27 protein-coding genes and 1 tRNA gene are annotated in these 24,318 nt (G+C 72.0%); 18 read left to right on the forward strand and 10 right to left on the reverse strand.

All coding sequences use genetic code 11. The features are described 5' to 3' along the window. From rapZ to ACLBKU_RS00855, 4 genes are all read left to right on the forward strand, one after another. Entirely contained in the window at positions 1-921 is a 921-nt protein-coding gene (rapZ, locus tag ACLBKU_RS00840; protein WP_410177635.1) for an RNase adapter RapZ, read from the forward strand. Positions 922-1,025: 104 nt separating this feature from the next. Then, on the forward strand, positions 1,026-1,451 hold the full coding sequence (locus ACLBKU_RS00845) for a PTS sugar transporter subunit IIA (protein WP_410177636.1): 426 nt from the start codon (positions 1,026-1,028) through the stop codon (positions 1,449-1,451). An 11-nt stretch (positions 1,452-1,462) separates the two neighbouring features. Next, positions 1,463-1,741, forward strand: coding sequence for an HPr family phosphocarrier protein (locus ACLBKU_RS00850; protein WP_410177637.1), 279 nt, complete (start codon positions 1,463-1,465; stop codon positions 1,739-1,741). Between the two features lie 90 nt (positions 1,742-1,831). After that, entirely contained in the window at positions 1,832-2,632 is an 801-nt protein-coding gene (locus tag ACLBKU_RS00855) for a TrmH family RNA methyltransferase (RefSeq protein WP_410177638.1), read from the forward strand. Positions 2,633-2,833: 201 nt separating this feature from the next. Here ACLBKU_RS00855 and ACLBKU_RS00860 read toward each other — a convergent pair whose 3' ends face one another. From ACLBKU_RS00860 to recR, 7 genes are all read right to left on the reverse strand, one after another. Continuing rightward, complete coding sequence (locus tag ACLBKU_RS00860) at positions 2,834-3,190, reverse strand: hypothetical protein (protein ID WP_410177639.1); 357 nt, start codon at positions 3,188-3,190, stop codon at positions 2,834-2,836. Positions 3,191-3,200: 10 nt separating this feature from the next. Further along, on the reverse strand, positions 3,201-3,731 hold the full coding sequence (locus ACLBKU_RS00865) for a DUF3291 domain-containing protein (RefSeq protein WP_410177640.1): 531 nt from the start codon (positions 3,729-3,731) through the stop codon (positions 3,201-3,203). A gap of 2 nt (positions 3,732-3,733) precedes the next feature. After that, complete coding sequence (gene rmuC, locus ACLBKU_RS00870) at positions 3,734-5,194, reverse strand: DNA recombination protein RmuC (RefSeq protein WP_410177641.1); 1,461 nt, start codon at positions 5,192-5,194, stop codon at positions 3,734-3,736. A gap of 49 nt (positions 5,195-5,243) precedes the next feature. Beyond that, complete coding sequence (locus ACLBKU_RS00875; protein WP_410177642.1) at positions 5,244-5,636, reverse strand: DUF1622 domain-containing protein; 393 nt, start codon at positions 5,634-5,636, stop codon at positions 5,244-5,246. 225 nt (positions 5,637-5,861) lie between these two features. Continuing rightward, a complete protein-coding gene (locus ACLBKU_RS00880) occupies positions 5,862-6,434 on the reverse strand; it encodes a peptide deformylase (RefSeq protein ID WP_410177643.1) in 573 nt (190 codons plus the stop codon). A 50-nt stretch (positions 6,435-6,484) separates the two neighbouring features. Further along, positions 6,485-6,700: a hypothetical protein gene (locus tag ACLBKU_RS00885; protein ID WP_410177644.1), complete on the reverse strand. Its 216-nt coding sequence runs from the start codon at positions 6,698-6,700 to the stop codon at positions 6,485-6,487. Beyond that, positions 6,697-7,293 carry a recombination mediator RecR gene (gene recR, locus ACLBKU_RS00890; RefSeq protein ID WP_410177645.1) on the reverse strand — a complete coding sequence of 199 codons (597 nt, stop codon included), beginning with the start codon at positions 7,291-7,293 and terminating at the stop codon, positions 6,697-6,699. The genes ACLBKU_RS00885 and recR overlap by 4 nt, the downstream gene beginning before the upstream one ends. A gap of 112 nt (positions 7,294-7,405) precedes the next feature. Between recR and fmt the strand changes: the two genes are divergently transcribed. The 11 genes from fmt to ACLBKU_RS00945 all read left to right on the forward strand — a co-directional run bounded on the left by fmt (position 7,406) and on the right by ACLBKU_RS00945 (position 19,858). Then, complete coding sequence (gene fmt / locus ACLBKU_RS00895; RefSeq protein ID WP_410177646.1) at positions 7,406-8,311, forward strand: methionyl-tRNA formyltransferase; 906 nt, start codon at positions 7,406-7,408, stop codon at positions 8,309-8,311. 113 nt (positions 8,312-8,424) lie between these two features. Continuing rightward, positions 8,425-9,165 (forward strand): tRNA pseudouridine(38-40) synthase TruA, encoded by a 741-nt coding sequence (gene truA / locus ACLBKU_RS00900; RefSeq protein WP_410177647.1) that lies wholly within the window; start codon positions 8,425-8,427, stop codon positions 9,163-9,165. A 159-nt stretch (positions 9,166-9,324) separates the two neighbouring features. Then, positions 9,325-10,434, forward strand: a complete 1,110-nt coding sequence (locus ACLBKU_RS00905) for a zinc-binding dehydrogenase (RefSeq protein ID WP_410177648.1) — start codon at positions 9,325-9,327, stop codon at positions 10,432-10,434. A gap of 9 nt (positions 10,435-10,443) precedes the next feature. Beyond that, a complete protein-coding gene (locus ACLBKU_RS00910) occupies positions 10,444-10,836 on the forward strand; it encodes a hypothetical protein (protein ID WP_410177649.1) in 393 nt (130 codons plus the stop codon). A gap of 147 nt (positions 10,837-10,983) precedes the next feature. Then, complete coding sequence (locus ACLBKU_RS00915; protein ID WP_410177650.1) at positions 10,984-12,036, forward strand: hypothetical protein; 1,053 nt, start codon at positions 10,984-10,986, stop codon at positions 12,034-12,036. Then, positions 12,033-12,878 (forward strand): sugar phosphate isomerase/epimerase family protein, encoded by an 846-nt coding sequence (locus ACLBKU_RS00920; protein WP_410177651.1) that lies wholly within the window; start codon positions 12,033-12,035, stop codon positions 12,876-12,878. Before ACLBKU_RS00915 ends, ACLBKU_RS00920 begins: the two co-directional genes overlap by 4 nt. Beyond that, positions 12,871-13,893 carry a hypothetical protein gene (locus ACLBKU_RS00925; protein WP_410177652.1) on the forward strand — a complete coding sequence of 341 codons (1,023 nt, stop codon included), beginning with the start codon at positions 12,871-12,873 and terminating at the stop codon, positions 13,891-13,893. Before ACLBKU_RS00920 ends, ACLBKU_RS00925 begins: the two co-directional genes overlap by 8 nt. After that, on the forward strand, positions 13,893-15,050 hold the full coding sequence (locus ACLBKU_RS00930) for an NAD(P)/FAD-dependent oxidoreductase (RefSeq protein ID WP_410178979.1): 1,158 nt from the start codon (positions 13,893-13,895) through the stop codon (positions 15,048-15,050). The genes ACLBKU_RS00925 and ACLBKU_RS00930 overlap by 1 nt, the downstream gene beginning before the upstream one ends. Further along, positions 15,037-17,115: a hypothetical protein gene (locus ACLBKU_RS00935; protein WP_410177653.1), complete on the forward strand. Its 2,079-nt coding sequence runs from the start codon at positions 15,037-15,039 to the stop codon at positions 17,113-17,115. Before ACLBKU_RS00930 ends, ACLBKU_RS00935 begins: the two co-directional genes overlap by 14 nt. Further along, the gene (locus ACLBKU_RS00940) at positions 17,112-17,507 is read left to right on the forward strand and encodes a GtrA family protein (RefSeq protein ID WP_410177654.1); all 396 of its coding nucleotides are present in this window, start codon (positions 17,112-17,114) and stop codon (positions 17,505-17,507) included. Before ACLBKU_RS00935 ends, ACLBKU_RS00940 begins: the two co-directional genes overlap by 4 nt. Further along, positions 17,504-19,858: a glycosyltransferase family 2 protein gene (locus ACLBKU_RS00945; RefSeq protein WP_410177655.1), complete on the forward strand. Its 2,355-nt coding sequence runs from the start codon at positions 17,504-17,506 to the stop codon at positions 19,856-19,858. Before ACLBKU_RS00940 ends, ACLBKU_RS00945 begins: the two co-directional genes overlap by 4 nt. A gap of 1 nt (position 19,859) precedes the next feature. On the opposite strand, the gene ACLBKU_RS00950 is transcribed toward ACLBKU_RS00945, so the two are convergent. Then, positions 19,860-20,846: an asparaginase gene (locus ACLBKU_RS00950; RefSeq protein ID WP_410177656.1), complete on the reverse strand. Its 987-nt coding sequence runs from the start codon at positions 20,844-20,846 to the stop codon at positions 19,860-19,862. A 9-nt stretch (positions 20,847-20,855) separates the two neighbouring features. Then, positions 20,856-21,464 (reverse strand): N-acetyltransferase family protein, encoded by a 609-nt coding sequence (locus ACLBKU_RS00955; RefSeq protein WP_410177657.1) that lies wholly within the window; start codon positions 21,462-21,464, stop codon positions 20,856-20,858. 100 nt (positions 21,465-21,564) lie between these two features. On the opposite strand from ACLBKU_RS00955, the gene ACLBKU_RS00960 reads away from it, so the two are divergent. Beyond that, positions 21,565-21,640 (forward strand) — tRNA-Val (locus ACLBKU_RS00960). Positions 21,641-21,664: 24 nt separating this feature from the next. Here the strand turns inward: ACLBKU_RS00960 and ACLBKU_RS00965 are convergent. Beyond that, positions 21,665-22,468 carry a helix-turn-helix domain-containing protein gene (locus ACLBKU_RS00965; RefSeq protein ID WP_410177658.1) on the reverse strand — a complete coding sequence of 268 codons (804 nt, stop codon included), beginning with the start codon at positions 22,466-22,468 and terminating at the stop codon, positions 21,665-21,667. A gap of 107 nt (positions 22,469-22,575) precedes the next feature. Between ACLBKU_RS00965 and ACLBKU_RS00970 the strand changes: the two genes are divergently transcribed. Both ACLBKU_RS00970 and ACLBKU_RS00975 read left to right on the forward strand, forming a co-directional pair. Beyond that, positions 22,576-23,493, forward strand: coding sequence for an alpha/beta fold hydrolase (locus tag ACLBKU_RS00970; RefSeq protein ID WP_410177659.1), 918 nt, complete (start codon positions 22,576-22,578; stop codon positions 23,491-23,493). 70 nt (positions 23,494-23,563) lie between these two features. Continuing rightward, positions 23,564-24,301, forward strand: a complete 738-nt coding sequence (locus ACLBKU_RS00975; RefSeq protein ID WP_410177660.1) for an SDR family oxidoreductase — start codon at positions 23,564-23,566, stop codon at positions 24,299-24,301. Positions 24,302-24,318 lie beyond the last annotated feature (17 nt).

Genomic DNA, 24,318 nt, shown 5'->3' on the forward strand with positions numbered 1-24,318 from the left:
ATGAGCGACACGCCCGCCCCTGAGACCCCCGAGCGACGCCAGCTCCTGCTCGTCACCGGGCTCTCGGGGGCGGGCAAGTCGACCGTCCTCGCGGTGCTCGAGGATCTGGGCTGGGAGACCATCGACAACTTTCCGGTGCGGATGCTCAAGCGCCTCGTCACCATGCCCGACGAGGCGCGCGCGCCGCTCGCGATCGGCTTCGATTCGCGCACCCGCGGCTTCGTGCCGGCCGACGTGATCGCGCTGGTGAAGGACCTCGCCGCCCGGCCCGACATCGCGCTCACCTTCCTGTTCCTCGACTGCTCGGGGGGCGAGCTCGAGCGCCGCTTCAACGAGACCCGCCGCCGCCACCCGCTCGCCGCCGGGCGCCCGCTGCTCGAGGGCATCGCCGCCGAGCGCGAGCTGCTCGAGCCGCTGCGCCGCTGGGCGGACGTGATGATCGACACCACCGCGCTCACCAGCAACGACCTGCAGGCGCGCATCCGCGAGCTCTTCGCCCCCGCCGACAGTGCCGCGGCGCTGACGCTCACGCTCTCGAGCTTCGGCTTCGCGCGCGGGATGCCGCCGCTCGCCGACCTCGTCTTCGACATGCGCTTCCTCGACAATCCGCACTGGGTGCCCGGGCTGCGCGAGCAGACCGGGCAGGACGCCGCGGTCGGCGAGCACATCCGCCGCGACCCCGCCTTCGCCGACGCCTTCGCGCGGATCCGCGACCTGCTGCTGGTGCTGCTCCCGCGCTATGCCGCGCAAGGCAAGCCCTATGTCCACGTCGCCTTCGGCTGTACCGGGGGGAGACACCGCTCGGTCTACACCGCCGAAAGCATGGCTCAGGCCTTGCGCGCCGCCGGATTTTCGCCCACTGTCCGCCACCGCAACCTGGGCTCGCGCGCGGCCGATGCGATCGAGGGGGATCGCCGCTAGCAGCGCCGTGCCATTTTCGTCAGGTTGCCTGCGGCACATTGCCGGTTCAGTTAGAAACGCGTAAGGCACGCCCCGGCGGGCAGGTAACGGACCCTTTTTCACGCATGATCGGCTTGATCCTGGTAACCCATGGCCGCCTCGCGGACCAGTTTGTCGAGGCCATGGAGCACGTGGTCGGCCCGCAGGACGGGATCGTCACGGTGTGCATCGGCCCCAATGACGACATGGAGCAACGCCGCGCCGACATCGCGGGCGCGATCCAGGCGGTCGACAGCGGCGCGGGGGTCATCATCCTCACCGACCTGTTCGGCGGCACGCCTTCCAACCTCGCGATCTCGCTGCTCGATGCGGGGCATGTCGAGGTGATCGCGGGGATCAACCTGCCGATGCTGATCCGCCTCGCCGGGGCGAGGAAGGCCATGGACGTCACCGCCGCGGTCCACGCCGCGCAGACCGCCGGGCGCAACTACATCACCATCGCCAGCGAACTCCTCGGGCAGGAAACGCCGCCCGCACGGGCCAAGGCTTGAGGACAGCCGCCGTGGGGGAGGCAAGGCGACACGTCACCATCGTCAACCGCCGCGGGCTGCACGCCCGGGCGAGCGCGAAGTTCGTCGGCGCGGTCGCGGCGCTGCCGGAGGGCGTGAAGGTCACCGTCTCGAAGGCGCCCAACAGCGCGGCAGGCGGGTCGATCCTCGGACTGATGATGCTCGGCGCGGCCAAGGGGGACACGGTCGAGGTGGCGGTCGAGGGCGATGGCGCCGAGGCGGTGCTCGCCGATCTCGTCGGACTGATCGCCGACGGCTTCGGCGAGGACTAGCGCCGGGTTCCGTTCGCCTCGAGCGCAGTCGAGAGGCGGTGGTACAGGTGTCTCGACTTCGCTCGACACGAACGGCATAGGTTCCCTCCGATGCGCAAGCACATCACCGGCTTCTCCAATCCGACGGTCAAGTACCTGCGCTCGCTTCGCGACAAGAAGCACCGCCGGCGCGCGGGGCAGTTCCTCGTCGAGGGCCTGCGCCTGCTCGAGGATGCGCGTGCCTGCGGGCGGGTGCCGCGGACGCTGGTGATGGCCGAGGGGCGCGATCCCCACGACCTCCTCGCGCGGCTCGAGGCAGAGGTGCTGGCCGAGGGCGGCGAGGTGATCGCCACCACCCCCGACATCCTCTCCAAGATCACCGGCAAGGAGAACGCCCAGAGCGTGGCGGGAGTGTTCGACGAGTGGGACACCTCGCTCGCCGGGCTTGACCGCGGGGCGGCGCCGATCTGGCTCGCCGCACAGGCGCTGCGCGATCCGGGGAACCTCGGCACGATGCTGCGCACCTGCGACGCGGTCGGCGCAGGGGGGCTGATCCTGATCGACGACTGCGCCGATCCCTTCAGCGCCGAGGCCGTGCGCGCGAGCATGGGCGCGGTCTTCACCGTCGGCCTTGCGCAGGCGCGGTGGGACGAATTCCTGCCGTGGCTGCGCGCCGGGGAAGGCCAGCTCGCCGCCGCCTCGCTGCGGGACGCTGTGCCCTACCGCGGTGCGGCCTATCGGGCGCCGTGCTTCATCCTCGTCGGCAACGAATCGCAGGGGCTGCCGGACGACTACGAGGCCGCCTGCGATTTGCGCGTCACCATGCCGATGAAGGGCCGCGCCGATTCATTGAACGCCGCGGTCGCCGGTGCGGTGCTCGCCTACGAAGTGCTGGCGGCGGTGGCGCCCTGAAGCGGACAAAGCGGACACCCTGTCCGCTTGGTCGGCAAGGGCATTGCTGATGATTTTCAAGACCTTGATCCTCCGCATGCGCGGCGGACGGACACGGGTTGCGCGAGCGAGAACGAGCCGGGGCCGGTTCGCGGGGGTTCGGACGATGCCAAGGAGCCGCCGGCATCATGCGACCGCGCGGCGCGGTAGGAAAGCGCTGCGTCAGCCCTCCGCGGGCCGCGTCGCGGCGCCGTCGTTTCGGACCGTTTCGCTCGGCGCGCGCCAGGTGACTTCGCTCTGGTCGATCCCGACGGCGCGGCAGAAGGCGGCGATCCGTTCCGCCGTGGGCGCGCCGTCCGCGACGCACCATACCTGTGTTCCCGGGGCCGGTGCGCCGACCCCGCGCCGGAGCGCGAACAGGCCCGCCTCGGTCCGCACGATCGCCACGAAGTGCAGCCCGAGGCCGTCTTCCTCACAGGCCTCGAACCGCAGGCCGAACCGCGGGACCGCGTCGTCGCGGACGACCGCCAGCGCGAAGTCGAGCCCCTCCGGCCAGTCGGCGAGGCCTACCTGCTCCACGCTGCCGCCCTCACGCGGTGCCGATGCACCAAGGGTCGGGCTGCATGTCGACCGGCGGGGTGCGCTCGCCGGGCCGCGGGAAGCGCGCCTTGAAGGTGAAGGCCTGCGGCGTCGGGCCGTAGCGGTCGAGCATCCACAGACGCGAGAGGCCCTCGTCGATGGTGGGACGATGCCCTTGCGCAACCCACCACAGCGCCTGGTAGGCGCCCTCGAAGCGGTGGAAATACTCGCGCCGCCGCGCCATCTCGGGGGTGTGGCCGGAGCGGTAGACGAAGTCGAACAGCGCCTCTGCGCTCTCCCAGAGCGACATGTTGAGCAGCAGCAACGGGTCCGAGGCGACGCTGAATTCGGTCGCGTTGCCGCTGTCGCCCTGGAGCCGCCAGACGAAGCCCGGCGAGGCGTCGGCGATGGCGTTCACGCGCTCCAGCGCGTCGAAGAAGGGCTGCACTCGCGCGTCGCCCTCGGGCGCCAGCAGCTTTCCGATATTGATCTGCGCAAGGTGCCACACCTTGCCGCCCGCGCCTGCCCCCTGTCCGCTCATGCCTACTCCGCTGCGTCGTTGTCCACCGCGAGCGCGGGGTACTCTGTCGCCACCGCCTCGCCGTCGGCCGCATTATAGCGCGGCGCGGCTTCCACCAAGGGGACTTCGTCGATCGCCTGCTTGCCGATCTCGACCCCCTTCTCGGCGAGCCGCCGCCCCGAGGTGAGCACGTTGCGCTCGAAGGAGCCGACGAACTTGTTGTAATTGTTGACCGCCGTCTCGAGCCCGCCGCCGACGCGCTTGAGGTGCTCGCTGGCGACGCGCAGGCGGTCGTAGAGCTCGGCGCCCATCCGGCCGATTGCCTGCGCCTCCTTGGCGAGCCCGTCCTGCCGCCACACCTGCGCAACGGTGCGGGCGATGGCGACGAGGTTGGTCGGCGTCGCGAGCAGCACGCGGCGTTCGAAGGCGAAGTCCCACAGCTCGGGATCGGCCTCGAGCGCGGCGGTGACGAAATGCTCGCCGGGGACGAACATGATCACGTAGTCGGGCGCTTCCTCGAACTGGCTCTGGTAGCTCTTGGCGCCGAGGGTCTGCACGTGCCCGCGCATCGACTTGGCGTGGAGGTCGAGATGGCGCTTGCGCTCGGCCTCGTCATTGGCCTCGAAGGCGGCCTGGTAAGCGTTCAGCGACACCTTGGAATCGACCACCAGCTTCTTCTGACCGGGCACGTTGATGATCGCGTCGGGGCGCAGGCGCCCGTCCTCGGTGTCGATCGAGTGCTCCATGACGAAGTCGGTGTGCTGGGCGAGCCCGCATTGCTCGAGCAGGTTCTGGAGCGCCCGCTCGCCCCAGCGTCCGCGTGCCTTGGGGGCGTTGGTGAGCGAATTGCCGAGCCGCTGCGCCTCGCGCCGCACCTCCTCCTGGCCCACGCGCATCGACTGGATGAGGCCGGCGAGCTGACCGAAGGCATCGGTGCGCTTGGCCTCCAATTCGGCGACCTGTTTCTCGTAATTCGCCAGCTTCTCGCCCACCGGCGAGAGCAGCGCCCTGATCTTGGCCTCGCCCGCTTCCTCCGACTGGCGGAAGCGCGCCTCGGCCCGCTCAAGAAAGGCCTTCTGCGCCTGTTCCAAGACACGGCTGCCGGCGTTCTCGAACTCCTTGCGCAAGCTGTCCTGCGCGGCGAGGAGCGCGGCCTTCTGCTCGGCGAAGGCTTTTTCGCGTTCGGCCGAGGCGCTCTCGAGCGCGGCGAGACGTTCGGACAGCCCCGCCCGCTCGGCCTGCACGGTGTCGAGCCGCGCCAGCAGGCCATCGGCCTGCGCCGCGCGCTCCTTCAACCCGGCGACCTCGATCCGCGCCTCACCCAGCTCGGCGATGGCGCGCTTGAAATCCGCCTCCTGCGACGCCGTGGCCGCCTCGGCGGCAGCGAGGCGGGTGCGCAGGTCGGCCAGCGGGCGCGAGCCGACGAACCAGCCGGCGAGGCCGCCGATCACGAGGGCGAGGAACGAAAGAATCGCGATGTCCATGCCACGATCCTACACGGAACGAAAAGAGAACGCCAGTGGCTTCGCGCCGCTATCCCCCGCCGTGTTTCGCGGGCGGCTCGGGCGCGCGCTCCTTCTGCCAGGGCCAGCGCCCGTCGATCTCGACCTCAAGGCTGAAGCTGAGGAAGGTGCGGATCACGACGATGATGCCGAGCACGAGCACGCTCTCGAGCGTGGGGTCGATCGCGACAGTGCGGATGATGTCGGCGGCGACGAGCAGTTCGAGCCCGGTGAGGATCGCGCGGCCGAGCATCCGGCGGAAGGCGGCGACGCGGTCCTCGCCCTCGGCGGGGCGGGTGACGAGCGAGGTGCCGAAGGCCCCGGCGGCGTAGAGGGCGCCGATGACGATGACGCCGATGCCGCCGAGTTCGAACAGCTTCGCCACGAGGGTGGCGATGGCAAGCATGGTCTGGTCATCGATCATGCGCGGGTTACCGGCGCGGGCGGGGCAGGGTTCCGCCACAAGAGAAGCGGGGCCCCGGATCCCCGGCCTTCGCCGGGGCAGGCAAGCCCGGGGAGGCGAAGGAAGTGAAAGGATGGCGCTGGACCGGCGCGCAGGGCCGCGAGGCCACGCGGCCGAGCCGCAGCGCGCGCAGCTTTGCTGCGCGTCTAGCGAGGACGCTCGCCCGGATGGGCGAGCGCAAGCACATCACGCCGCCCGGCGGATCTTCTCGAGCTTCTTGAGCACCATCGCGCGCTTGAGGCGGCTGAGGTGGTCGATGAACAGGATGCCCTCGAGGTGGTCCATCTCGTGCTGGAGGCAGGTCGCCATCAGCCCCTCGAGTGCTTCCTCGTGGGTGTTGCCGTCCAAGTCCTGGTAGCGCACGCGGCAGGTCGCCGGACGATCGACGTCGGCGTAGATTTCGGGGACCGAGAGGCAGCCCTCCTGGTAGGTCGAGAGCTCCTCGGCCGGGTCGAGGATCACCGGGTTGACGAACACCCGCGGCTCCTTCTTCGTCGCCGGGTGGGTGTGCTTGTGACCGTCATGCGAGCACTCGACCGGCGGCGCGTCGGGATCGTCCGGCTGGAGGTCGATCACCAGCACGCGCTTGGGCACGCCGACCTGGATCGCGGCGAGGCCGATGCCGGGGGCATCGTACATCGTCTCGAACATGTCTTCGACGAGCTGGTTCAGCTCGGGGCCGAACTCGTGGGGTTCGACGGGGGTCGAGACGACTTTGAGCCGGGGGTCCGGCACTTCGAGGATTTCGCGGATAGCCATGCGGGACAAGATAGGGGCCGCGCCGCCTCGGGGCAAGCGCGATGCTCCGATCAGCGTGATCGGCGCAGCCAGCGCTTTCCTACGTGGCCGCAGGCAGGGCAGCGGCCTCGGTGGGAGCTTTCGCCGATCGCCTTGTAGCGGATGCCGCCCATATCCCACACGCTCTCGCGGTGACCGCACTGGCCGCATTCGTACGCCCACTCGCGCGATTCCCGTTCGACCCCGGGGCCGAGAAGCCAGGTGAAAAAGCGCTGGATTCGGTTCATCCGACCGGCCTTCTTGCCCGCAAAGCCTGCGCGAGTGTGCCCTCGTCGAGGTAGTCGAGCTCGCCGCCCACCGGCAACCCGTGGGCGAGCTGGGTGACGCGCAGCGGGAAGGCCTCGAGCCGCTCGGCGATGTAATGCGCGGTGGTCTGGCCCTCGAGCGTCGCGTTCATCGCGAGCACCACCTCGTCGATGCCGCCCGCCTCGACGCGGGCGAGGAGGCTGGCGATGCCGAGGTCCTCGGGGCCGATGCCGTCCAATGCCGAGAGCCGCCCGCCGAGCACGTGGTAGCGTCCGGGGAACAGCCGCGAGCGATCGAGCGCCCAGACGTCGGAGACCTCCTCGACCACGCACAGGGACCGCGCGTCGCGGCGCGGGTCGGCGCAGATACCGCAGGGGTCGCGGGTGTCGACATTGCCGCAGACGTGGCACTCAACCAGCGTCTCGGCGACGCCCGCGAGCGCCTCGAGCAGCGCGGGGAGCGCGCTTTCGCGGTGCTTGACGAGCCACAGCACCGCGCGCCGGGCGGAACGCGGCCCGAACCCCGGCAGGCGGGCGAGCGCGGAACTGAGGGCTTCGATTTCCTGTGAGGCCATGCTGTCCCGTTACCCGTTCGGGCTGAGCTTGTCGAAGCCCCGCCCTTTTCTTTGCGGCGGATAGAAGTAAGGACGGCCCTTCGACAAGCTCAGGGCAAACGGGACTGGTGACGTGCGCGTAGTATTCATGGGAACGCCCGATTTCGCGGTGCCCGCCCTCGCCGCGCTGGTCGAGGCGGGGCACGAGATCGCCTGCGTCTACACCCAGCCGCCGCGCCCGGCGGGGCGGGGCAAGAGGCTGATGCCCTCTCCCGTGCAGGTCGCGGCCGAGCGGCTGGGGCTCGAGGTGCGCTCGCCGGTGTCGCTCAGGAATGCCGAGGCGCAAGCCGATTTCGCCGCACTCGAAGCGGATGTCGCGGTGGTGGCCGCCTACGGGCTGATCCTGCCGCAGCCGGTGCTCGATGCGCCGACGCACGGCTGCCTCAACATCCACGCCTCGCTGCTCCCGCGCTGGCGCGGGGCGGCGCCGATCCACCGGGCGGTGATGGCGGGCGATCCCGAGACGGGCGTGACGATCATGCAGATGGAGGCCGGGCTCGACACCGGGCCGATGCTCCACAAGGTGCGCACGCCGGTCGGCCGCAAGACCACGGGCGAGCTGTTCGGCGAGCTGGGTGCGATGGGCGCGGCGGCGATGGTCGAGGTGCTGGCGGACCTCGCCGCCTTCCCGCACGAGCCGCAGGACGAGGCGCTCGCCGTCTATGCGCCCAAGATCGACAAGGCGGAAGGCAAGATCGACTGGGCCGAGGACGCCGCAGCGATCGAGCGACTGGTGCGCGGCCTCGCCCCCTTCCCCGGCGCGTGGTTCGAACTGGGCGAGGAGCGGGTCAAGCTGCTGCTCGCCGAGGTGGTGGAGGCGGAGGGCGCGCCCGGGACGGTGCTGGATGACGATTGCACGATCGCCTGCGGGACGGGCGCGCTCCGGCCCCTCACGCTGCAACGCGCGGGCAAGCCGGTGCTCGAACGCGCCGAATTTCTGCGCGGGCGGGCGGTGGCGGCGGGGACGGTGCTCTTATGATCGTCATTGCGAGCGCAGCGAAGCAATCCATGGATCGCCTTGGCCCTCCGTCGCAGTTGCAGGCCACGGATTGCCGCGTCGCCTTCGGCTCCTCGCAATGACGAGGTGAAGAGATGACCCGCTTCGCCCTCACCCTCGAGTTCGACGGGACGCCCTTCTTCGGGCTCCAGCGCCAGAGCCACGGGCCGAGCGTGCAGCAGGCGGTCGAGGATGCGCTCCAGCGGATCACCGGCGAGAGCGTCGTGATGCACTCGGCAGGCCGCACGGACGCGGGCGTGCACGCGCTGGCGATGCGCAGCCACGTGGACATCGCAAAGCCCTTCGATCCCTTCCGGCTGACGGCGGCGCTCAACGCACAGCTGCGCCCCGATCCGGTCGCGGTCATCCAATGCGAGGTGGTGCCCGACGACTGGCACGCGCGCTTTTCCTGCACCGGGCGGCGCTATCTCTACCGCATCGTCAACCGCCGCGCGCCATTGACGCTGATGCGCGACAAGGCGTGGCACGTGCCGCAGCCGCTCGATCCGCAAGCGATGCACCGCGCCGCGCAGGCGCTGGTCGGGCGGCACGATTTCACCACCTTCCGCTCGGTCCATTGCCAGGCCGCCGATCCGGTGAAGGCCTTGGACGAGCTGCGGGTGGAGCGCGTCGGCGAGGAAATCCACATCCACGCCGCAGCGCGCTCCTTCCTCCACCACCAGGTGCGCTCGATGGTGGGCTGCCTCAAGCTGGTCGGCGCGGGGACGTGGCCGGAGCGCCGCATCGCCGAGGCGCTGGCGGCGCGCGACCGGGGCGCGCTCGGGCTCAACGCCCCGCCGCACGGGCTCTATTTCGTCGAGGCCACCTATCCCTGACGGGCCCACCCCCGGCCCCTCCCGCAAGCGGGAGGGGAGGACGAACGGCGATCTGTCCCCCTCCCGCCCGCGGGAGGGGTCAGGGGTGGGCGACCGCCGCCCGTTGCCATTCGCAACCGGAATGCCTAGGCCTTCAGGCAACCAAGGGAGACGATCGCCATGACCACCGGAAAGCAGCTCTTCACCACGCTTCAACCCGACGGCAAGCTGACGCTGGAGGTAGCTGAGAGCCAGTTCCACGAGCCCAAGGGCAACCAGGTGCTGGTGAAGATGGAGGCCGCGCCGATCAACCCGAGCGATCTCGCGATCCTCACCAGCGCGGCCGATTTCGAGACCGCCGAATATGCCCCCGGCAAGGTCGTCGCGACCATGCCCGAGCCCTTCCTCTCCGGCCAGAAGGCCCGCCACGGCCAGCGCCTGCCGGCGGGCAACGAGGGTGCGGGCACGGTGATCGCGACCGGCGACAGCGACGCGGCCAAGGCGCTGATGGGCCAGCGCGTCGCCTGCGTGCCGGGCCACGCCTTCTCGCAATATGCCCTCGCCGATGCGATGATGTGCCTGCCGCTCGGCGACCACTCCGCCGAGGTCGGCGCCTCCTCCTTCGTCAACCCGATGACCGCGCTGGGCTTCGTCGAGACCGCGCGGATGGAGGGCCATTCGGCGATCGTTCACTTGGCCGCTGCCAGCAACCTCGGCCAGATGCTCAACCGCATCTGCCTCGAGGACGGGATGAAGCTCGTCAACATCGTGCGCAAGGACGATCATGCCGAATTGCTGAAATCGCAGGGGGCCGAGTATGTCGTGAACTCCTCCGCGCCCACCTACATGGCCGACCTGCGCGCCGCGATCGCCGAGACCGGCGCTTTCCTCGGCTTCGATCCGATCGGCGGCGGACAGGCCTCGGACGGGGTGCTCAAGGCGATGGAGCAGGTCGCGGTCAGCCGCATGACCGAGTTCTCGCGCTACGGCTCGAACCAGCACAAGAAGATGTATATATACGGCCGGCTCGAGCTCGCGCCGACGATCCTCACCCCCTCCTACGGGCTCGACTGGAGCGTCGCCGGCTGGCTGCTCACGCCCTTCCTCCAGCGCGCCGGGCTGGAGACCGTGGTGCGGATGCGCAGCCGGGTGCAGGCGAACCTCACCACCACCTTCGCGAGCCACTACAAGGCCAAGGTCAACCTCGAGCAGATGCTCGAGAAGCCGGCGATCACCGACTACCGCCAGATGAAGACCGGCGAGAAATACCTTGTCACGCCCTGGGGGTGAGGGGAGCGGATGATTTACATCCTCCTCAACATCGTGCCGATCACCGCCGCAACGCTGCTGGGGCTCGCGATCGGTGCAGGGTGGCTGGCCGCGCTCTGTCTGCCGCGGCCCGGCTGGGGGACGCTGGCCGGGATCGCGCTCGCCGAGTTCTGGCTCGCCGCGATCCTGGCCGGAGCGCTGATCCTCGCCCCGCGCGAGGCGGGGGCCTGGGTGATGGCGCTGGGGAGCGCGGTGGTGATCTGGATCGGCTTCGTCGTGCCGGTGCTCGGCGTGAGCCTTGCCGCCTTCGGTCTCGGGCGAAAGCGAATGGTGTCGGCGATGGCCTATTGGCTCGTGGCAATGCTCGGGCAGGCGGCGGTGATGCAGGCGATCGGCCTCGTCCCGCCGCCCGCTGCCGCATAGCGCCGGGCCACGCGCCGCTCCGCCGCGAGCGGTAACCAAGAGAGGCTGCGGCGACACCGATACTTGCGCCTCGCGCAGGGCCGCCGCGCGCGGCGCCGGGTTAACCTTGTCTATAACAATGGCAACTAAGCTGCGGCGGATCGGATCATGCCCGTCGCGCCCGCGCGGCGCGCGTGGTTCGATCTCGCAAGCAAGGCAGCCCCGGGTCGTTACCTCATGAGCCCCTCCCCCGCCCCCGACGGCACACTCGGCCTGATCGGCCACACCGGCTTCGTCGGCGGCGCGCTGCTGCGCCAGGCACGCTTCGAGGCGTGCTACAACTCCGCGAACATCGCCGAGATCGCCGGGCAGAGCTTCGGGACGCTGGTCTGCGCCGCCGCGCCGGGATCGATGGTCGAGGCGAACCGCGCGCCGGAGCGCGACAAGGCGCAGATCGACGCGCTGATCGCCCGGCTCGATGGCGTGCGCGCGGAGCGTTTCGTGCTGATTTCCTCGATCGCGGTGCTCGCCGACTTCGCGGGGGGCGACGACGAGGGGACGCAGGCCTTCCAGCAGAGCCTCGCCTATGGCCGCCACCGCCGCGCGCTCGAGGCTTTCGTCGAGCAGCGCTTCCCCGGCAGCCTGATCGTGCGCCTGCCCGCGCTGTTCGGGGCGGGACTGCGCAAGAACTTCCTCTTCGACCTGCTGAACCCCGTCCCCACGCTGCTCGCCGAGACGAAGCTGGAGGCGCTGGCGGAGGGACTCGCGCCGGACCTCGGCGGCTGGGTGCGCGCGCTCTATGCCCCGGACGCGGCAACCGGCCTGCTGCGGCTCGACCGCGCGGCGTTCGATGCCGATTCGCGGCGGCGGGCGCTCGAGGAGGCGATGACCGCCTGCGGTGCCTCCGCGACCCAGTTCCACAACCGCGCGACCACCTACCAGTATTACGCCATCGACCGGCTGTGGCAGGACATCGGCATCGCGCTCGGAGCCGGGCTCTCGCATCTGCACCTCGCCCCCGAGCCGCTCGCCGCCGCGACGATCCACGCGCGCCTCACCGGCCGTGCCATGCCCGAGACCCCCGCCTCGCTCCACCGCGAGGCCATGCGCACCCGCCACGCCGACCTGTGGGGCACGCAAGGACCCTACCAGTTCGCCGCCGCCGCCACGCTCGACGCGCTGGCGGCGTTCTTCGCGCAGGCGAGGAGCGCGGCGGCATGATCCTCGCCATGTCGAACATCGCCTGGGCGCCCGGGGAGCGGCTCGCGGCCTATGCGATCCTCGCCGAGGCGGGCTTCACCGGCCTCGAGATCGCGCCGGGGCTGTTTTTCCACGCCGCCGCCGACCCCTTCGTGCCCGACGCGGCGAGCGCCCGCGAGGCCCTCGCCGAGATCGCGGACGCAGGGCTCGCGCTCGTCTCGATGCAGTCGCTGCTCTTCGGCGTCGAGGGTGCTGCACTGTTCGGCGGCCCCGAGGCGCGCGCCGCCTTCGAGACGGGCATGACCCGCGCGATCCGCCTCGCCGGGGAGTTCGGCATCCCGCACCTCGTGTTCGGCTCGCCGCTGCAACGCCGCGTCCCCGAGGGGCTGGCGATGGACAGGGCGGTGGGCGAGGCGGCCGCGGTGTTCCGCAGGCTCGCCGACACCGCCGTCGCCGCGGGCACGCGCATCGGCATCGAGGCCAACCCCGCGGCCTACGGGACCAAGTTCTGCACCACCCTCGAGGCGGCGCTCGGCTTCGTCGCGCTCGTCGATCACCCCGCTGTGGTCGCGCACCTCGACATCGGGGCGATGCACATGAACGGCGATTTCGCGGAGCTGGCCGCGCGGCTCCCCGCGCTCGCCCCGCGCCTGTCGCACGTCCACGTCAGCGAGCCGCACCTCGCCCCCGCCCCCGCCGACCCGGCGACGCTGGCGCCGGTGCTGCACGCCCTGTCCGCGGCAGGCTACGCGCGGGCCGTGTCGATCGAGATGAAGCGCCCCGAGGGTGGCCTCGCCGAAGTCCGCGCCGCGGTGACGCGCCTGTCGCAGGCGGCCCGCGCGGCGGAGGCGATCGATGCGTGAGCCCGACCCCGGCCAGTTCGTGAAACCGCGCGAGGACGTGGTCGTCTCGGTGTGCTTCTCCGAGCTCCACGAGAGCCTCTCGACCTTCGCCGCAATCCGCGCGGTCGCCGACACCCTCGACCGCGCCTACCGCTACCGCGAGATCATCCTCGTGGTCGGCGAGGCCCAGCGCGAGGCCTTCCTCGCGATCGTCGAAGAGGTGCCCAACTGCCGCCTCTTCGTCGTGCGCCGCGGGGTCGAATACTACGACCGCCGGGTGATCGCCGCCGAGGAAGCGATCGGCGACCTCGTGGTGATCGGCAACCTCGACGAGATCGCCGCGCTCGACCTTGTCGCCTTCCTCGACCACGCCGAAGCGGCGGACGCAGTGACAATGATCTACCGCTCGCCGAAGCGCCCGGTGAAGCGGCTGCTCGCCTGGCCCTTCATCGCCCTCGGCAAGGTCGCCGGGTTCAACGTCGATCCGAGCGACTTCCAGTCGATCGCCGCGCCGCGCACGCTGCTCAACCTGCTCGCTGCGCACGAGGAGCCGCGCCTTGCGCTGCGCTTCCCCCCGCGCGATCCGCGCATCCCGGTCGACTGGTTCGCGACCCGGCGCAACGTCGCGAGCCGCACCGCCTTCATCGGGCTGCGGCGCCGCGCGCAGCTGCTCCAGACGCTGCTCGTCCACCTCACCCCGCTGATCCTCACCATCGTGGCTATCTCCTCGAGCCTGCTCGCGCTGGTCGGGCTTGCCTATGCCGCGTGGATCGTCGGCGCGCTGCTGCTGGTCGACAGCCTCGCGCCCGGCTGGCTCACCACCAACGCGATGCTCGCGGTGAGCGCGGTGTTCATGGGGATGTCGACCCTCGGGCTCAGCCTCGGCCTCCAACACCTGCTCAAGCAGCAGCGCCGCTTGAAGGGCGACCTCGTGCCCGAGGAGGTCAACCGCATCGACCTGTTCCACCAGGTCGCCTTCGACCTCAATGTCGAGCTCGCGCGCGACGTCCGCCCGCAGCCGCCCGGCGAGGCGTGATGGCGGCACCCGGCTCCACCCGCTACGACTACATCGTGATCGGCGGCGGCTTCTACGGCTGCTGCCTCGCGCTCTACCTGCGCTCGATCGCGGCGCGGGTGCTGGTGGTCGAGGCGGGCGAGCGGCTGATGGACCGCGCCTCGCGGGTCAACCAGGCGCGGGTGCACACCGGCTTCCACTACCCGCGCTCGGCGGCCACCGCGGTCAAGTCGACCCTGCTCCACCGCCGCTTCCTCGCCGATTTCCCCGAGGCGATCGTCGGCGACTTCCAGATGCTCTACGCCATCGCGCGGCGCCGCTCGAAGGTTACGGCCAAGAAGTTCCACCGCATGTTCCGCGACATGGGCGCGCCGATCGCGCCCGCCTCCCCGAGCCAGAAGGCGCTGTTCGACCCCGACATGATCGAGGACGTGTTCGCCTGCCACGAGGTCGCCTTCGACCACAAGGTGCTCGGCCGCCTCGTCGCCGCGCGGCTCGCCGAGGCGGGGATCGCGGTTCGGCTGGCGACCGAACTCGTGGGCCTTGCCGATCGCCCCGAAGGCGTGGTCGCGGCGCTCTCCGACGGCAGCGAGGTGAGCGCGCGCTATGCCTTCAACGTCACCTATGCGCAGATCAACCGCGTGCTCGCCAGGGCGGGCCTGCCCCCGGCGCGGCTCAAGCACGAGATCGCCGAACTCGCGCTGATCGCGCCCCCGCGCGAGCTCGCGCAGGTCGGGGTCACGGTCATGGACGGGCCGTTCTTCTCGGCGATGCCCTACCCGGCCGAGGCGCTCCACTCCTTCACCCATGTGCGCTACACCCCGCACGAGAGCTGGGCGGACGAAGGGGCCGCGCGCGATCCTTACGCGCACTTCGCGGCGCAAGATCCCGAGAGCCGCTTCGCCTTCATGCGCGCCGACGCCCGGCGCTATCTGCCGTGCCTCGCGGAGGCCGAATACCGCACCTCGATCTACGAGGTGAAGACGATTCTCATCAAGAACGAGGCCGACGACGGGCGCCCGATCCTCTACCAGCAGAAGCCCGAGGGGAGCCGGGTGATCTCGATCCTCGGCGGCAAGATCGACAATATCTACGACCTGCTCGAGGCGGTGCGGGACACCGCGCCCGAGTTCGCGGGGCTCCATTCGGGCCATGTGTTCGGGCATGAGCATGCCTGACCGCTTGAGTGTGCGGCCGGGCGTGCGCGGGGGCCTCGTGCTGGCGCTGCTCGCCGCGACGATCCTCGCCTTGCGCGGCGGGGCGCTGCTTTACGAGCACAGCCTCAACTCGCTCGACGGGGCGATGCAGACGTGGTTCGCGCTGCACCACTTCGCAGCCGGGGACCGGCTGGGGAGCGCGTTCCAGTCCTATCTCGGGATCACGATGGTGCTGAGCCTGCTGCCGGTCTTCGCGGCGCTCGGCCAGACGCTGTTCGCCTCGACGATGGCGGCTTACGCGATGGTGACCGCAGGCGCTTTCGCGGCGGCCTGGGCCGTGGTCGGGATGATCCGCGCGGTGCCGGCGAGGCAGCGCTGGCAGGCGGCGGTGGTGCTGCTTTTCGCCTTCTACTACGCGGGGCCGATGGCGGCGGGCGTGGCCGGGCCGGCGTGGCCCGCGACACTCGATCCCGGCGTATCGCTGCGGCCCTTGCGGGGTTTCCTGCCGTTCCTGGTGCTGCCGTTCTACCTCGTGCTGGTGCGCGCCGTGCTGCGCGAGGGCCGGGCGCTGCCGGGCGGGCTGCTGCTCGGACTGGTGGCGGGAGCGGGGCTGCTGTGGTCGAACGACGCGGGCATTCCGCTGGTCATCGCGCTGACGGCGGGACTGGCGCTGGCACTCCACCACCGGCCCGGCCTGCTGGCGCGGACGCTCGCGGCGTTCGGCGCGGGGACCGCCGCATCGGCGGGAGCGATCCTGCTCGCGGTGACCCACGGCGCGCCGGGGCCGTGGGTCGCCTACAACTTCCGCGACGTCGCGGGCGACCAGTTCTGGTTCTTCGCGCCCTGGGAGCGCAGCACCCGCATCCTCGGCCCTGCCGACCTCCCGAACATCCTGCGACACGCCGATCCGCTCTCCGCCGCGAGCCTCGTGGTGCTCGCCGCCTGCGTGCTGTGGGCCGCGCTCCAGCGCCTGCGCGCGCGCAGCGCGCCGGTGCGCGGGAGCGCCTTCGTGTTCGTCGGCGCGAGCGTGCTCGGCACCGCGCTGGTCCCGCAGCTCGGCGGCCATGTCGGGCCGGAGTACAACCCGATCACCTTCGTCCTCGGAGCCTGCGCGCCGCTGATTGTCGGCGGGCGGGCTCTGCTGCGTCGGGACAAGCCGTGGCTGCGCCGCGCCGCCGCAGGACCGGGCCTTATCGCAGGCCTCGCGGCGCTCGGGATGATCGGGATCGAGGCTGTCCACCTCGCGACCGTCTGGTCCGCCACCGACCGGACCGTCTACGACCCCGCGCTCGGCTTCCACGTGACCCCCGCCGAAGCGCGGGACCTCGCGGCGATGCGGCGCCTGAACGCGGCGTGGGAGGCCGAAGGCGTGCCCGCGGACCGCCGCCTGCTGTCGGTCTACACCTCGACACTCGACATTGCCGCGGGGGTCGAGAGCCCCGCCGCGGTGGGCTCGCTGATCCACGCGCTCGGCCCCCGCAACCGCGCCGCCTTCACCGCGCTGGTGGCGGAGCGCAAGGTCGCCGCCGTCACCACCATCGCCCCCGACTCCAGCGGCTGGGAGGGCTGGCTGCTGCGCGCCGACTGGCCGTTCTTCCGGGCGCTGCGCACGAACTACACGCCCATCGCGCGCTCGCGCCAACAGGTGCTGTGGGTGCGCCGCGAAGTCGCCGCGCCGCGCCCCTCCCCTGCCAAGTGCCGGGTGCTCACGCCGACGGGCGGAACGCTGGTGCTCGAGGTCGACGCCCCTGCCGCCGGCCTCGCCGCGCTGACCGTGACCCGCCGCCCGCCCTTCGCCACCGGGCGCGGGGCGATGCTCACCGTCACCGAGGCCTCGCCCGACACCCTCGGCCCCGCAGAGGATCGCTGGACCGACTTCCCGCGTTACGCCGTCCGCAATGCTGCGACCCTCGCGCTGGTCGCGCCGGTCGAACCGGGCACGCCCACCCGCCTGACGCTCGAACAACTCGACGGCGCGGCGCTCGGAGCGGCGACCTGCACCGCCGAGGTCCACCCCGCCATCGCCTTCGCCGCCCTGCCCCCGCTCGCCGAGGGCATCGCGCGCTATCTGGAGGCGGGCCGATGAGCGAGTTCGCGCGCTTCTTCGCGGTCACGGTGCTCGGCGTGGCGGTCGACCTCGCGATCGCCTTCGCGCTCGCCCGCTGGCTGGGCCTGCCCTTGTGGGCCGCAGCCGCTACCGGCTTCACGCTGGCGGCCGCGCTCAACTACGTGATCCACCAGAGCTGGAGCTTCCGCAAGGGCCCGCGCGGCTTGTCGCTGCGGCGGGCGGGGCTCTACGCCCTCGTCGCGGCTGCGACGCTCGCGGTGCGGGTCGGGATCGTCGCGCAGCTCGACCGGATGTTCGCGGGCGCATGGCCGCTGGCGATCCTCGCCTGCGGGGCGGGCGGGTCCTTCCTCGTCAACTTCGCGCTGTCCAAGTTCCTCGTGTTCGGCCCGACGAGGGGGAAGACGGCATGACGGTGCAGCCCGGCCCCATCCTCGACGATGCCGACTGGCAGGTCCCCGCGCACGAGACCGCGCGCTATGCCCCGCGCCGGCACGCCCACGCGCTCGTCATCCCCGTCATCAACGAGGGCGAGCGAATCCGCGGGCAGCTCCTGCGCATCCAGGCCGTGGGGCTGCCGGTCGACGTCATCATCGCCGACGGCGGATCTACCGACGGCTCGCTCGACCACGAGTTCGTCGCGCAGGCCGGGGTGCGCGCGGTGCTCACCAAGACCGGCCCCGGCAAGCTGAGCGCCCAGCTGCGCATGGCCTACGCCTTCGCCCTGCGCGAGGGCTATGCCGGGATCGTCACCATCGACGGCAACGGCAAGGACGGGGTCGAGGCCATCGCCGCGATGGTCGCGAAGCTCGAAGAGGGCTGCGACTACGTCCAGGGCTCGCGCTACCTGCCGGGGGGCGTCGCGGAAAACACCCCGCTCGAGCGGACCATCGCCAACCGGCTGATCCACGCGCCGCTGCTGAGCCTTGCCGGGCGGCACTGGTTCACCGACACCACCAACGGCTTCCGCGCCTACTCCGCGCGCTACCTCACCCACCCCGGCGTGCGCCCGTTCCGCGACGAGTTCCAGGTCTACAACCTGCTCTTCTACCTCACCGTGCGCGCCGGACAGCTCGGCATGAAGGTCGCGCAGGTGCCGGTGGCGCGGCGATATCCCGAGGACGGCAAGGTGCCGACCAAGATCGGCGGTCTTGCCTCGATGCTCGCCCTGCTGCGCGAGACCGTGGTCGCCGCGACCGGCGGGCACACCCCCGACGACGCCGTGCGCGCCCCGGCGGGCTGGCTGGGGCCGCTCCTCGTCCTCCTGCTGGTCCTAGCGCCGCTGCTCGCGAGCGTCATCGCCGCCCCGCCCTATTCGCCCGATTCCTGGGCGCTCTACGAGCTCGCGCAGAGCGTCGGCGCCGACTTCTACCGCTTCACCCACTGGCGCAGCTACGCCAGCGCCTCGCCCTATTCGGCGAGCTTCCCGCCGCTCACGCCGGTGCTGATCGCGCTTGTCGACGCCCTGTTCGGGACGGGCGCGCGCTCCGGGCTGTATCTCGCCTTCGCGAGCTTCGCCGGCTTCGCGCTCGTCTCGGAGCGGATCGGGCGGGCCGTGACCGAGGCGCCGTGGCTGGGGCTCGGGGCGGCGCTGGTGCTGCTGCTCGGCCCCAACATGTTGCTCATCGAGATGAGCGCGGGGCGCACGATCCCGCTGCATTTGCTGCTGTGCGCGCTGATCCTGCTCGGACTGCTGGACGGCGGGCGGCTCGGCGCGGCGCGCGCGGCGGGGATCGGCTTTCTCGCAGGCCTGGCGCTCCTCAACCGCTTCGACGCGCTGCTGCTGCCGCTCCTGACTGCCGGGGCGATCGCGTGGCGGACCCGCTCGAGCACGCGCACGCTCGCGGCGCTCGCCGCCTCGGCGATCGCCGTCTCGCCGTGGATCGTCCACTCGCTGATACGCTTCGGCACGCCGTTCGCCACGGACAATGCGGGGATTGCGACTTCGCTCGACCTTGCCGCCTATGTCACCGACTGGTGGCCGGAGGCGCAGGCCCCGGTCGCCGGGGCGCCGCTCGCTCTCGCCGTCAAGATCGCCGCCAACGTGCTCACCTGCGCCTGGACCGGAGCGGGCTTGCTGGCGAGCCCGATGGGGCTGGCGGCAGCGGCGTTCTGCGCCGCTCCGGCGGGGGTCGCGGCGCTCGCCGGGGGCCGCCCCAAGGGTGACGCGCGCCTGTGGACCCTCGCCGCCGCCGCCGCAGCCGCCGCGGTAATGCTCGCGCCGCAGGTGCTGACGGGCTATCTCGAACAGCGCTATTTCAGCCTGTTCTTCTGGACCGCGTTCCTCGCGGCGGCGTGCTGGGGCGCCGCGCAAGGCCAGCGGCTTGCCCAGCGTAGGCTCGCGGGCCAGCTCGCCTGCGCCGCGGCGCTGCTCGCGGCGGCGGTGCTGGTCGCCGGGCAGGTGGTGCAATCCGCGCGCGCGGGCGGCCTCGCCGCCGGGCGTTGGGCAGACTTCGATGCACCCGCGGACGTGCGGACCCTTGCGGACTGCACCCGCGCCGAGCCGGGGGCGCGCATCCTCGTGCTCGGCGACGATGCCTTCGCCGCGCGCGCCGGAGCGCTCGGCGGCCTCGCGACGATGATGGCACCGCGCAACATGCTCGCCGGGCGGCTCGACGCCGCGGCGAGCCGCGCCTTCCTCGCGGAATGGCAGGTCGACCTCGTGCTCGTCGCCGACCCGGCACGCTCGGCATGGGCGCGCACGACCTTCCCGCTGGCGCCGGTCCCCGGCTGCACGCTCGCGCTCTACCGGGTGACCGGCTGAGCTAGCCCGCGTCGAAAGCCGCCTGCACGGCCTGCGGGTCGGTGATCCCGTTCGCGATCAGCACCATCAGCAGCACGCGCGCCTTGGCCGGGCCGAGCGCGCGCGCGGCGACGAGGCCGAGCGCATCGTCCGCGACCTCGACATTGCGATCGACCAGCCCCTCGTCGACCCGCGTCGCGCGCACCACCGGCACGCCCGAGGCAGCGCAGCGGGCGAGGGCCTCCAGCACCACCGCGGGGGCGTTGCCCTGCCCCATCCCGGCGAGCACGATCCCGCGCGCGCCGATCCCCAGCAAGGCCTCGACGGGCCGCGCGTCCATCCCCGCGCCGGCGGTGAGGATCGCGACCCGCGGAAGCTCCGCCGGGAAGGGATAGCGCGCCGCCGCGCCGGGGCGGTGCGGCGGGCCGAACCAGTCAAGGCTCGCGGGCGTGACCCTTGCGAGGGGGCCGCGGGGAAAGCTGCGGAACGCGTCGATGCTGCTGGTCGCGGCCTTGCGGGCGTCGCGCGCGGCGAGCACCGCGTCACCCATCACCAGCATCACGCCCCGCCCCGCCGCGTGGCGGTCGCCCGCGACCTTCACCGCGTTGGCGAAGTTGCGCATCCCGTCGGCCCCGACCGCGTCGGCCGGACGCATCGCGCCGACCAGCACCACCGGCTTGGTCGCTGGCAGCGTGAGGTCGAGCAACAGCGCGGTCTCCTCCGCGGTGTCGGTGCCGTGGGCGATGATCACCCCGGCGATCCGCGGGTCGGCAAGCGCGCGGGTGCAGGCGCCGTGGAGCGCCTGCCACTCGGCCCAGCCGATGTCCTGCGAGCCGATCCGCGCGATCTCCTCGGGCACCAGATCGGCCGCGAGCCCCAGCGCGCCGAGGTGCGCGACGAGGCTTTCGAGCGCGACGCCGCCGGGGCGATAGGCCACGCCGGTCCCGCCACTGCCCGCACCCGCGATCGTGCCGCCGGTGCCGAGAACGAGGATGGTGGGGCGTGTCATGGGAGCGCCCTAGCCCGCGCCGTCGCCCGCGCCTAGGGCCTCGCGGCCGAACTGGTCGAACACCGCCGCGAGCCCCGGCACGTCGCTCTCGGCCCGCAATGCCGCGAGCGCCTCGGCGATGTCGATCTCGAGCACCGAGACTCCGCCCTCGAAGCCCGCGCCTTCCGCGCCGAGCGAGCGCGCCAGCGCCAGCGCCGGACGGTTCTCGGGGAGGATGTGGACGGTGAACTGGGCAAGCCCCTCGCGCGCGCAGTCGAGCAGCAGTACTGCGGTCAGCAGCCGGGCGAGCCCGCGGCCGTGATACTCGTCGACCACCGCGACCGAATACTCCGCGCTTTCGGGCGCGTCGGCGTCGCGGAAGGCGTGCACCACCCCGAGCGCCGGGGTCCCCGCGAGGTCGGTGCGCAGCGCCCCCCAGGCGAGGTGGTCGTGCCCGTCGGGGCTCGCCAGCGCGCGCAGCACCTGCGGCGGGGCCTCGCGCATCCCGGAGAAGAACCTGAGGTAGCGCGACTGCGGCGAGAGGCGCGCGATGCCCTCCCTGAGACGCGCCTCGTCCTCGCGCCGTACCCGACGGATGCACACCGGCGTGCCGTCATTGAGCTCGGTCTCGATGATCATGGCGCCATTCTAGCAGCTTGGCGCTTCCGGGGGCAGGCCCACGTGAGCCCGCTTGACCCCCGCGCCGCCGCCGCCTACCTCGCCCCAGCCCGCTCAGGCGGGGCGGTTAGCTCAGTTGGTAGAGCATCTCGTTTACACCGAGAGGGTCGGCGGTTCGAGCCCGTCACCGCCCACCAGCGCACAAGGCGGCGCGCGGCGCCTCAGCCCGAGGACGCCGCGGCGAGCGCGATCATCCGTTCGCGCGACAAGGGATCGGCGGGGAAGAAGGTCTCGATCGCGATCTCGTCGAGCGTCACGTCTAGCGGCGATCCGAACACCGTGGTGGTGCTGAACATCGCGATTCGGCCCGCCGCGGTCTCGAGCTCCACCGGCAGGAGGATGCCGCCCTCGCCGCCTGCCGCGCGCTCCGGCCTGCGGGGCGGGCGGGGCAGGCGCTCGATCTCGTCGATCAGCGCCCCGATCCCCGCATCGCCCGATCGCTCGAAGGTCCGCGCCAGCCGCGCCAGCACATGCGCGCGCCACGCGCCATGGTTGACGATCCGCGCGCCCAGACCCTCGGGGTGGAGCGAGAGCTTGAGGACATTGACCGGCGGGGCCAGCAGCGCGGGGGCGACGCCCGCGAGGTAGCAGGCCAGCGCGGCATTGGCCTCGATCAGGTTCCAGTGCCGGTCGATCGCCAGCGCCGGGAAGGGCATGTGGCCGGCGAGCACGAGCCGGACCGCCTCGGCGGCGGGCTGCAGGGCAGGGTCGGACAGGGCATGGCCGCCGTAGACCGGCGCGAATCCGGCGCTTGCGAGCATCAGGTTGCGCTCGCGCAGCGGCAGGCCGAGCGTCTCGGCGATGCGCAGCACCATCGCGCGGCTCGGGCAGGCCCGGCCGGTCTCGAGGAAGGAGAGGTGGCGCGCCGAGATTTCGCTCTCGAGCGCGAGGGCGAGCTGGCTCATCCGGCGGCGCGAGCGCCAGTCCCTGAGGCGCGATCCGAAGCTGGCGGCGTGACTGGCCATGTCGCCTCCTAGCACCCGGGCGCGGCGGCGCCATTACCTCGCGGGTAATCGCCAGGGCGATCGCGGCCTGCGCACAAGGGCGCTCTCGGCACAAGGAGGAGGCAGCGATGATCCGGAGAGACGTCTTGAGCACGGCGGTGGCGGCGGGGGCCTGCGCGGGCCTCGGCCCCATGCCACCCGCGCGCGCCGCGGCGACCTTGCCCGCCCGGGCCCGCGACGACGGTGGCTTCGTCACCGCGCGCGACGGGACGCGGCTCTTCGCCCGCTCGTGGGGCAGCGGGGCGCCGGTGCTGTTCCTCCATGCGTGGGCGCTCCACAGCGGGATGTGGCACCGGCAGTTCGTCGACCTCGCCGCGCGCGGGGTGCGCTGCATCGCCTTCGACCGGCGCGGCCACGGCCGCTCGGCGCTCGCGGGCGGGGGCTACGATCTCGACACCCTCGCCGACGACGTCGCGCGGGTGGTGGAGGCGCTGGGGCTCGAGGAGATCACGCTGGTCGGACACTCGATGGGCGGCGCCGAGGCGGTGCGCTTCTGCGCGCGGGCCGGGGCTGGCGCGGTGCGCCGGCTGGTGCTGGTCGCGCCGACCACCCCCTGCCTCACCCGTTCGCCCGACAATCCCGACGGTATCCCGGCCGAGCTCCTCGCCGCGGCGCGGGCGCGGATGGCGGAGGATTTCCCGCGCTGGGTGGAGGAGAACAAGGCGCCTTTCGTCACGCCCGAGACCTCGCCGCAGACGACCGACTGGCTGGCGCGGATGATGGCCGATGTCGACCTTCCGGCGGTGCTCGCCTCGGCGCGCGCCTTCGCCGAGGCGGACGTGAGGCCCGATCTCGCCCGGATCGCCTGCCCGACGCTCGTGATCCAGGGCGACCGCGATGCCTCGGCGCCGCTCGATCTGACCGGGCGCCGCACCGCACAGGGGATCGCCGGGGCGAGGCTCGAGGTCTATGCGGGCGCGCCGCACGGGCTGTTCGTCACCCACGCCGAGCGCCTCAGCGCCGACATCCTCGCCCACATGGCCTGACGCGCTGCCCTCTTCCGTCTCGCCGAGCGCCGTGCCAAGCAGTTGCGCAAGGATTGCGAGGAGACGCGGCATGGATCTGCAACTGGCCGGCAAGGCGGCGCTGGTGCTCGGGGCTAGCAAGGGGCTCGGGCGCGCGGTCGCCGAGGCGCTCGGAGCGGAGGGGGCCGAGGTGCTCACCGTCGCGCGCTCGGGCGAAGTCGATCTCGTCGCCGACCTCGACGACCCGGCGGCCCCGCAGGCGATCATCGCCGCGGTGCGGGCGCGCGGCGTCTCTCCGGACATCCTCGTGCTCAACAGCGGTGGCCCGCCGACGGGCGGGGCGGCGGGCACCACCCCGGCGGATTTCGCACGCGTCATGGACCGGATGTTCAACGCCCAGCTCGCGCTCGCGCAGACCTTCCTGCCGGAGATGCGCGCGAGCGGCTTCGGGCGCATTCTCGCGATCGCCTCGACGAGCCTCCTCACCCCGATCCCCGGCCTCGTGCTCTCCAACGCGGTGCGCGCGATGCTCGCCTCGTGGTGCAAGACGCTTGCCGCCGAGGTCGCTGCCGACGGCGTGACGGTGAACCTCCTCCTCCCCGGCCAGATCGCGACCGACCGCCTGACCAGCCTCCACGCGGCGATGGCGGCGGGACAGGGCCTTGCCGCCGAGCAGGTCACCGCGCGCTCGATCGCGGCGATCCCGGCGGGGCGGCTCGGGCGGCCCGAGGAGTTCGGCGACATCGCCGCCTTCCTCGCCTCCCCGCGCGCGGGCTTCATCACGGGAAGCGCAATCAAGGTCGACGGCGGGCAGACCGCGATCCTCTGACCCTGCGTGCTTGCGCG

Source organism: Erythrobacter sp. NE805 (assembly GCF_046452355.1).
In the GTDB taxonomy this organism is placed as follows: domain Bacteria; phylum Pseudomonadota; class Alphaproteobacteria; order Sphingomonadales; family Sphingomonadaceae; genus Erythrobacter.

Bases quoted from the DNA above. Each gene is read 5' to 3' on its own strand.
- ACLBKU_RS00925 (WP_410177652.1), top strand. From the start codon at position 12,871: ATGCGTGAGCCCGACCCCGGCCAGTTCGTGAAACCGCGCGAGGACGTG.
- ACLBKU_RS00945 (WP_410177655.1), top strand. From the start codon at position 17,504: ATGACGGTGCAGCCCGGCCCCATCCTCGACGATGCCGACTGGCAGGTC.
- ACLBKU_RS00975 (WP_410177660.1), top strand. From the start codon at position 23,564: ATGGATCTGCAACTGGCCGGCAAGGCGGCGCTGGTGCTCGGGGCTAGC.
- ACLBKU_RS00885 (WP_410177644.1), bottom strand. From the start codon at position 6,700: ATGAACCGAATCCAGCGCTTTTTCACCTGGCTTCTCGGCCCCGGGGTC.
- ACLBKU_RS00910 (WP_410177649.1), top strand. From the start codon at position 10,444: ATGATTTACATCCTCCTCAACATCGTGCCGATCACCGCCGCAACGCTG.
- ACLBKU_RS00845 (WP_410177636.1), top strand. From the start codon at position 1,026: ATGATCGGCTTGATCCTGGTAACCCATGGCCGCCTCGCGGACCAGTTT.
- rmuC (WP_410177641.1), bottom strand. From the start codon at position 5,194: ATGGACATCGCGATTCTTTCGTTCCTCGCCCTCGTGATCGGCGGCCTC.
- ACLBKU_RS00920 (WP_410177651.1), top strand. From the start codon at position 12,033: ATGATCCTCGCCATGTCGAACATCGCCTGGGCGCCCGGGGAGCGGCTC.
- ACLBKU_RS00955 (WP_410177657.1), bottom strand. From the start codon at position 21,464: ATGATCATCGAGACCGAGCTCAATGACGGCACGCCGGTGTGCATCCGT.
- ACLBKU_RS00935 (WP_410177653.1), top strand. From the start codon at position 15,037: ATGAGCATGCCTGACCGCTTGAGTGTGCGGCCGGGCGTGCGCGGGGGC.
- ACLBKU_RS00880 (WP_410177643.1), bottom strand. From the start codon at position 6,434: ATGGCTATCCGCGAAATCCTCGAAGTGCCGGACCCCCGGCTCAAAGTC.
- ACLBKU_RS00905 (WP_410177648.1), top strand. From the start codon at position 9,325: ATGACCACCGGAAAGCAGCTCTTCACCACGCTTCAACCCGACGGCAAG.
- ACLBKU_RS00915 (WP_410177650.1), top strand. From the start codon at position 10,984: ATGCCCGTCGCGCCCGCGCGGCGCGCGTGGTTCGATCTCGCAAGCAAG.
- ACLBKU_RS00875 (WP_410177642.1), bottom strand. From the start codon at position 5,636: ATGATCGATGACCAGACCATGCTTGCCATCGCCACCCTCGTGGCGAAG.
- ACLBKU_RS00970 (WP_410177659.1), top strand. From the start codon at position 22,576: ATGATCCGGAGAGACGTCTTGAGCACGGCGGTGGCGGCGGGGGCCTGC.
- ACLBKU_RS00930 (WP_410178979.1), top strand. From the start codon at position 13,893: ATGGCGGCACCCGGCTCCACCCGCTACGACTACATCGTGATCGGCGGC.
- ACLBKU_RS00855 (WP_410177638.1), top strand. From the start codon at position 1,832: ATGCGCAAGCACATCACCGGCTTCTCCAATCCGACGGTCAAGTACCTG.
- rapZ (WP_410177635.1), top strand. From the start codon at position 1: ATGAGCGACACGCCCGCCCCTGAGACCCCCGAGCGACGCCAGCTCCTG.
- ACLBKU_RS00865 (WP_410177640.1), bottom strand. From the start codon at position 3,731: ATGAGCGGACAGGGGGCAGGCGCGGGCGGCAAGGTGTGGCACCTTGCG.
- ACLBKU_RS00950 (WP_410177656.1), bottom strand. From the start codon at position 20,846: ATGACACGCCCCACCATCCTCGTTCTCGGCACCGGCGGCACGATCGCG.
- recR (WP_410177645.1), bottom strand. From the start codon at position 7,293: ATGGCCTCACAGGAAATCGAAGCCCTCAGTTCCGCGCTCGCCCGCCTG.
- ACLBKU_RS00965 (WP_410177658.1), bottom strand. From the start codon at position 22,468: ATGGCCAGTCACGCCGCCAGCTTCGGATCGCGCCTCAGGGACTGGCGC.
- truA (WP_410177647.1), top strand. From the start codon at position 8,425: ATGACCCGCTTCGCCCTCACCCTCGAGTTCGACGGGACGCCCTTCTTC.
- ACLBKU_RS00940 (WP_410177654.1), top strand. From the start codon at position 17,112: ATGAGCGAGTTCGCGCGCTTCTTCGCGGTCACGGTGCTCGGCGTGGCG.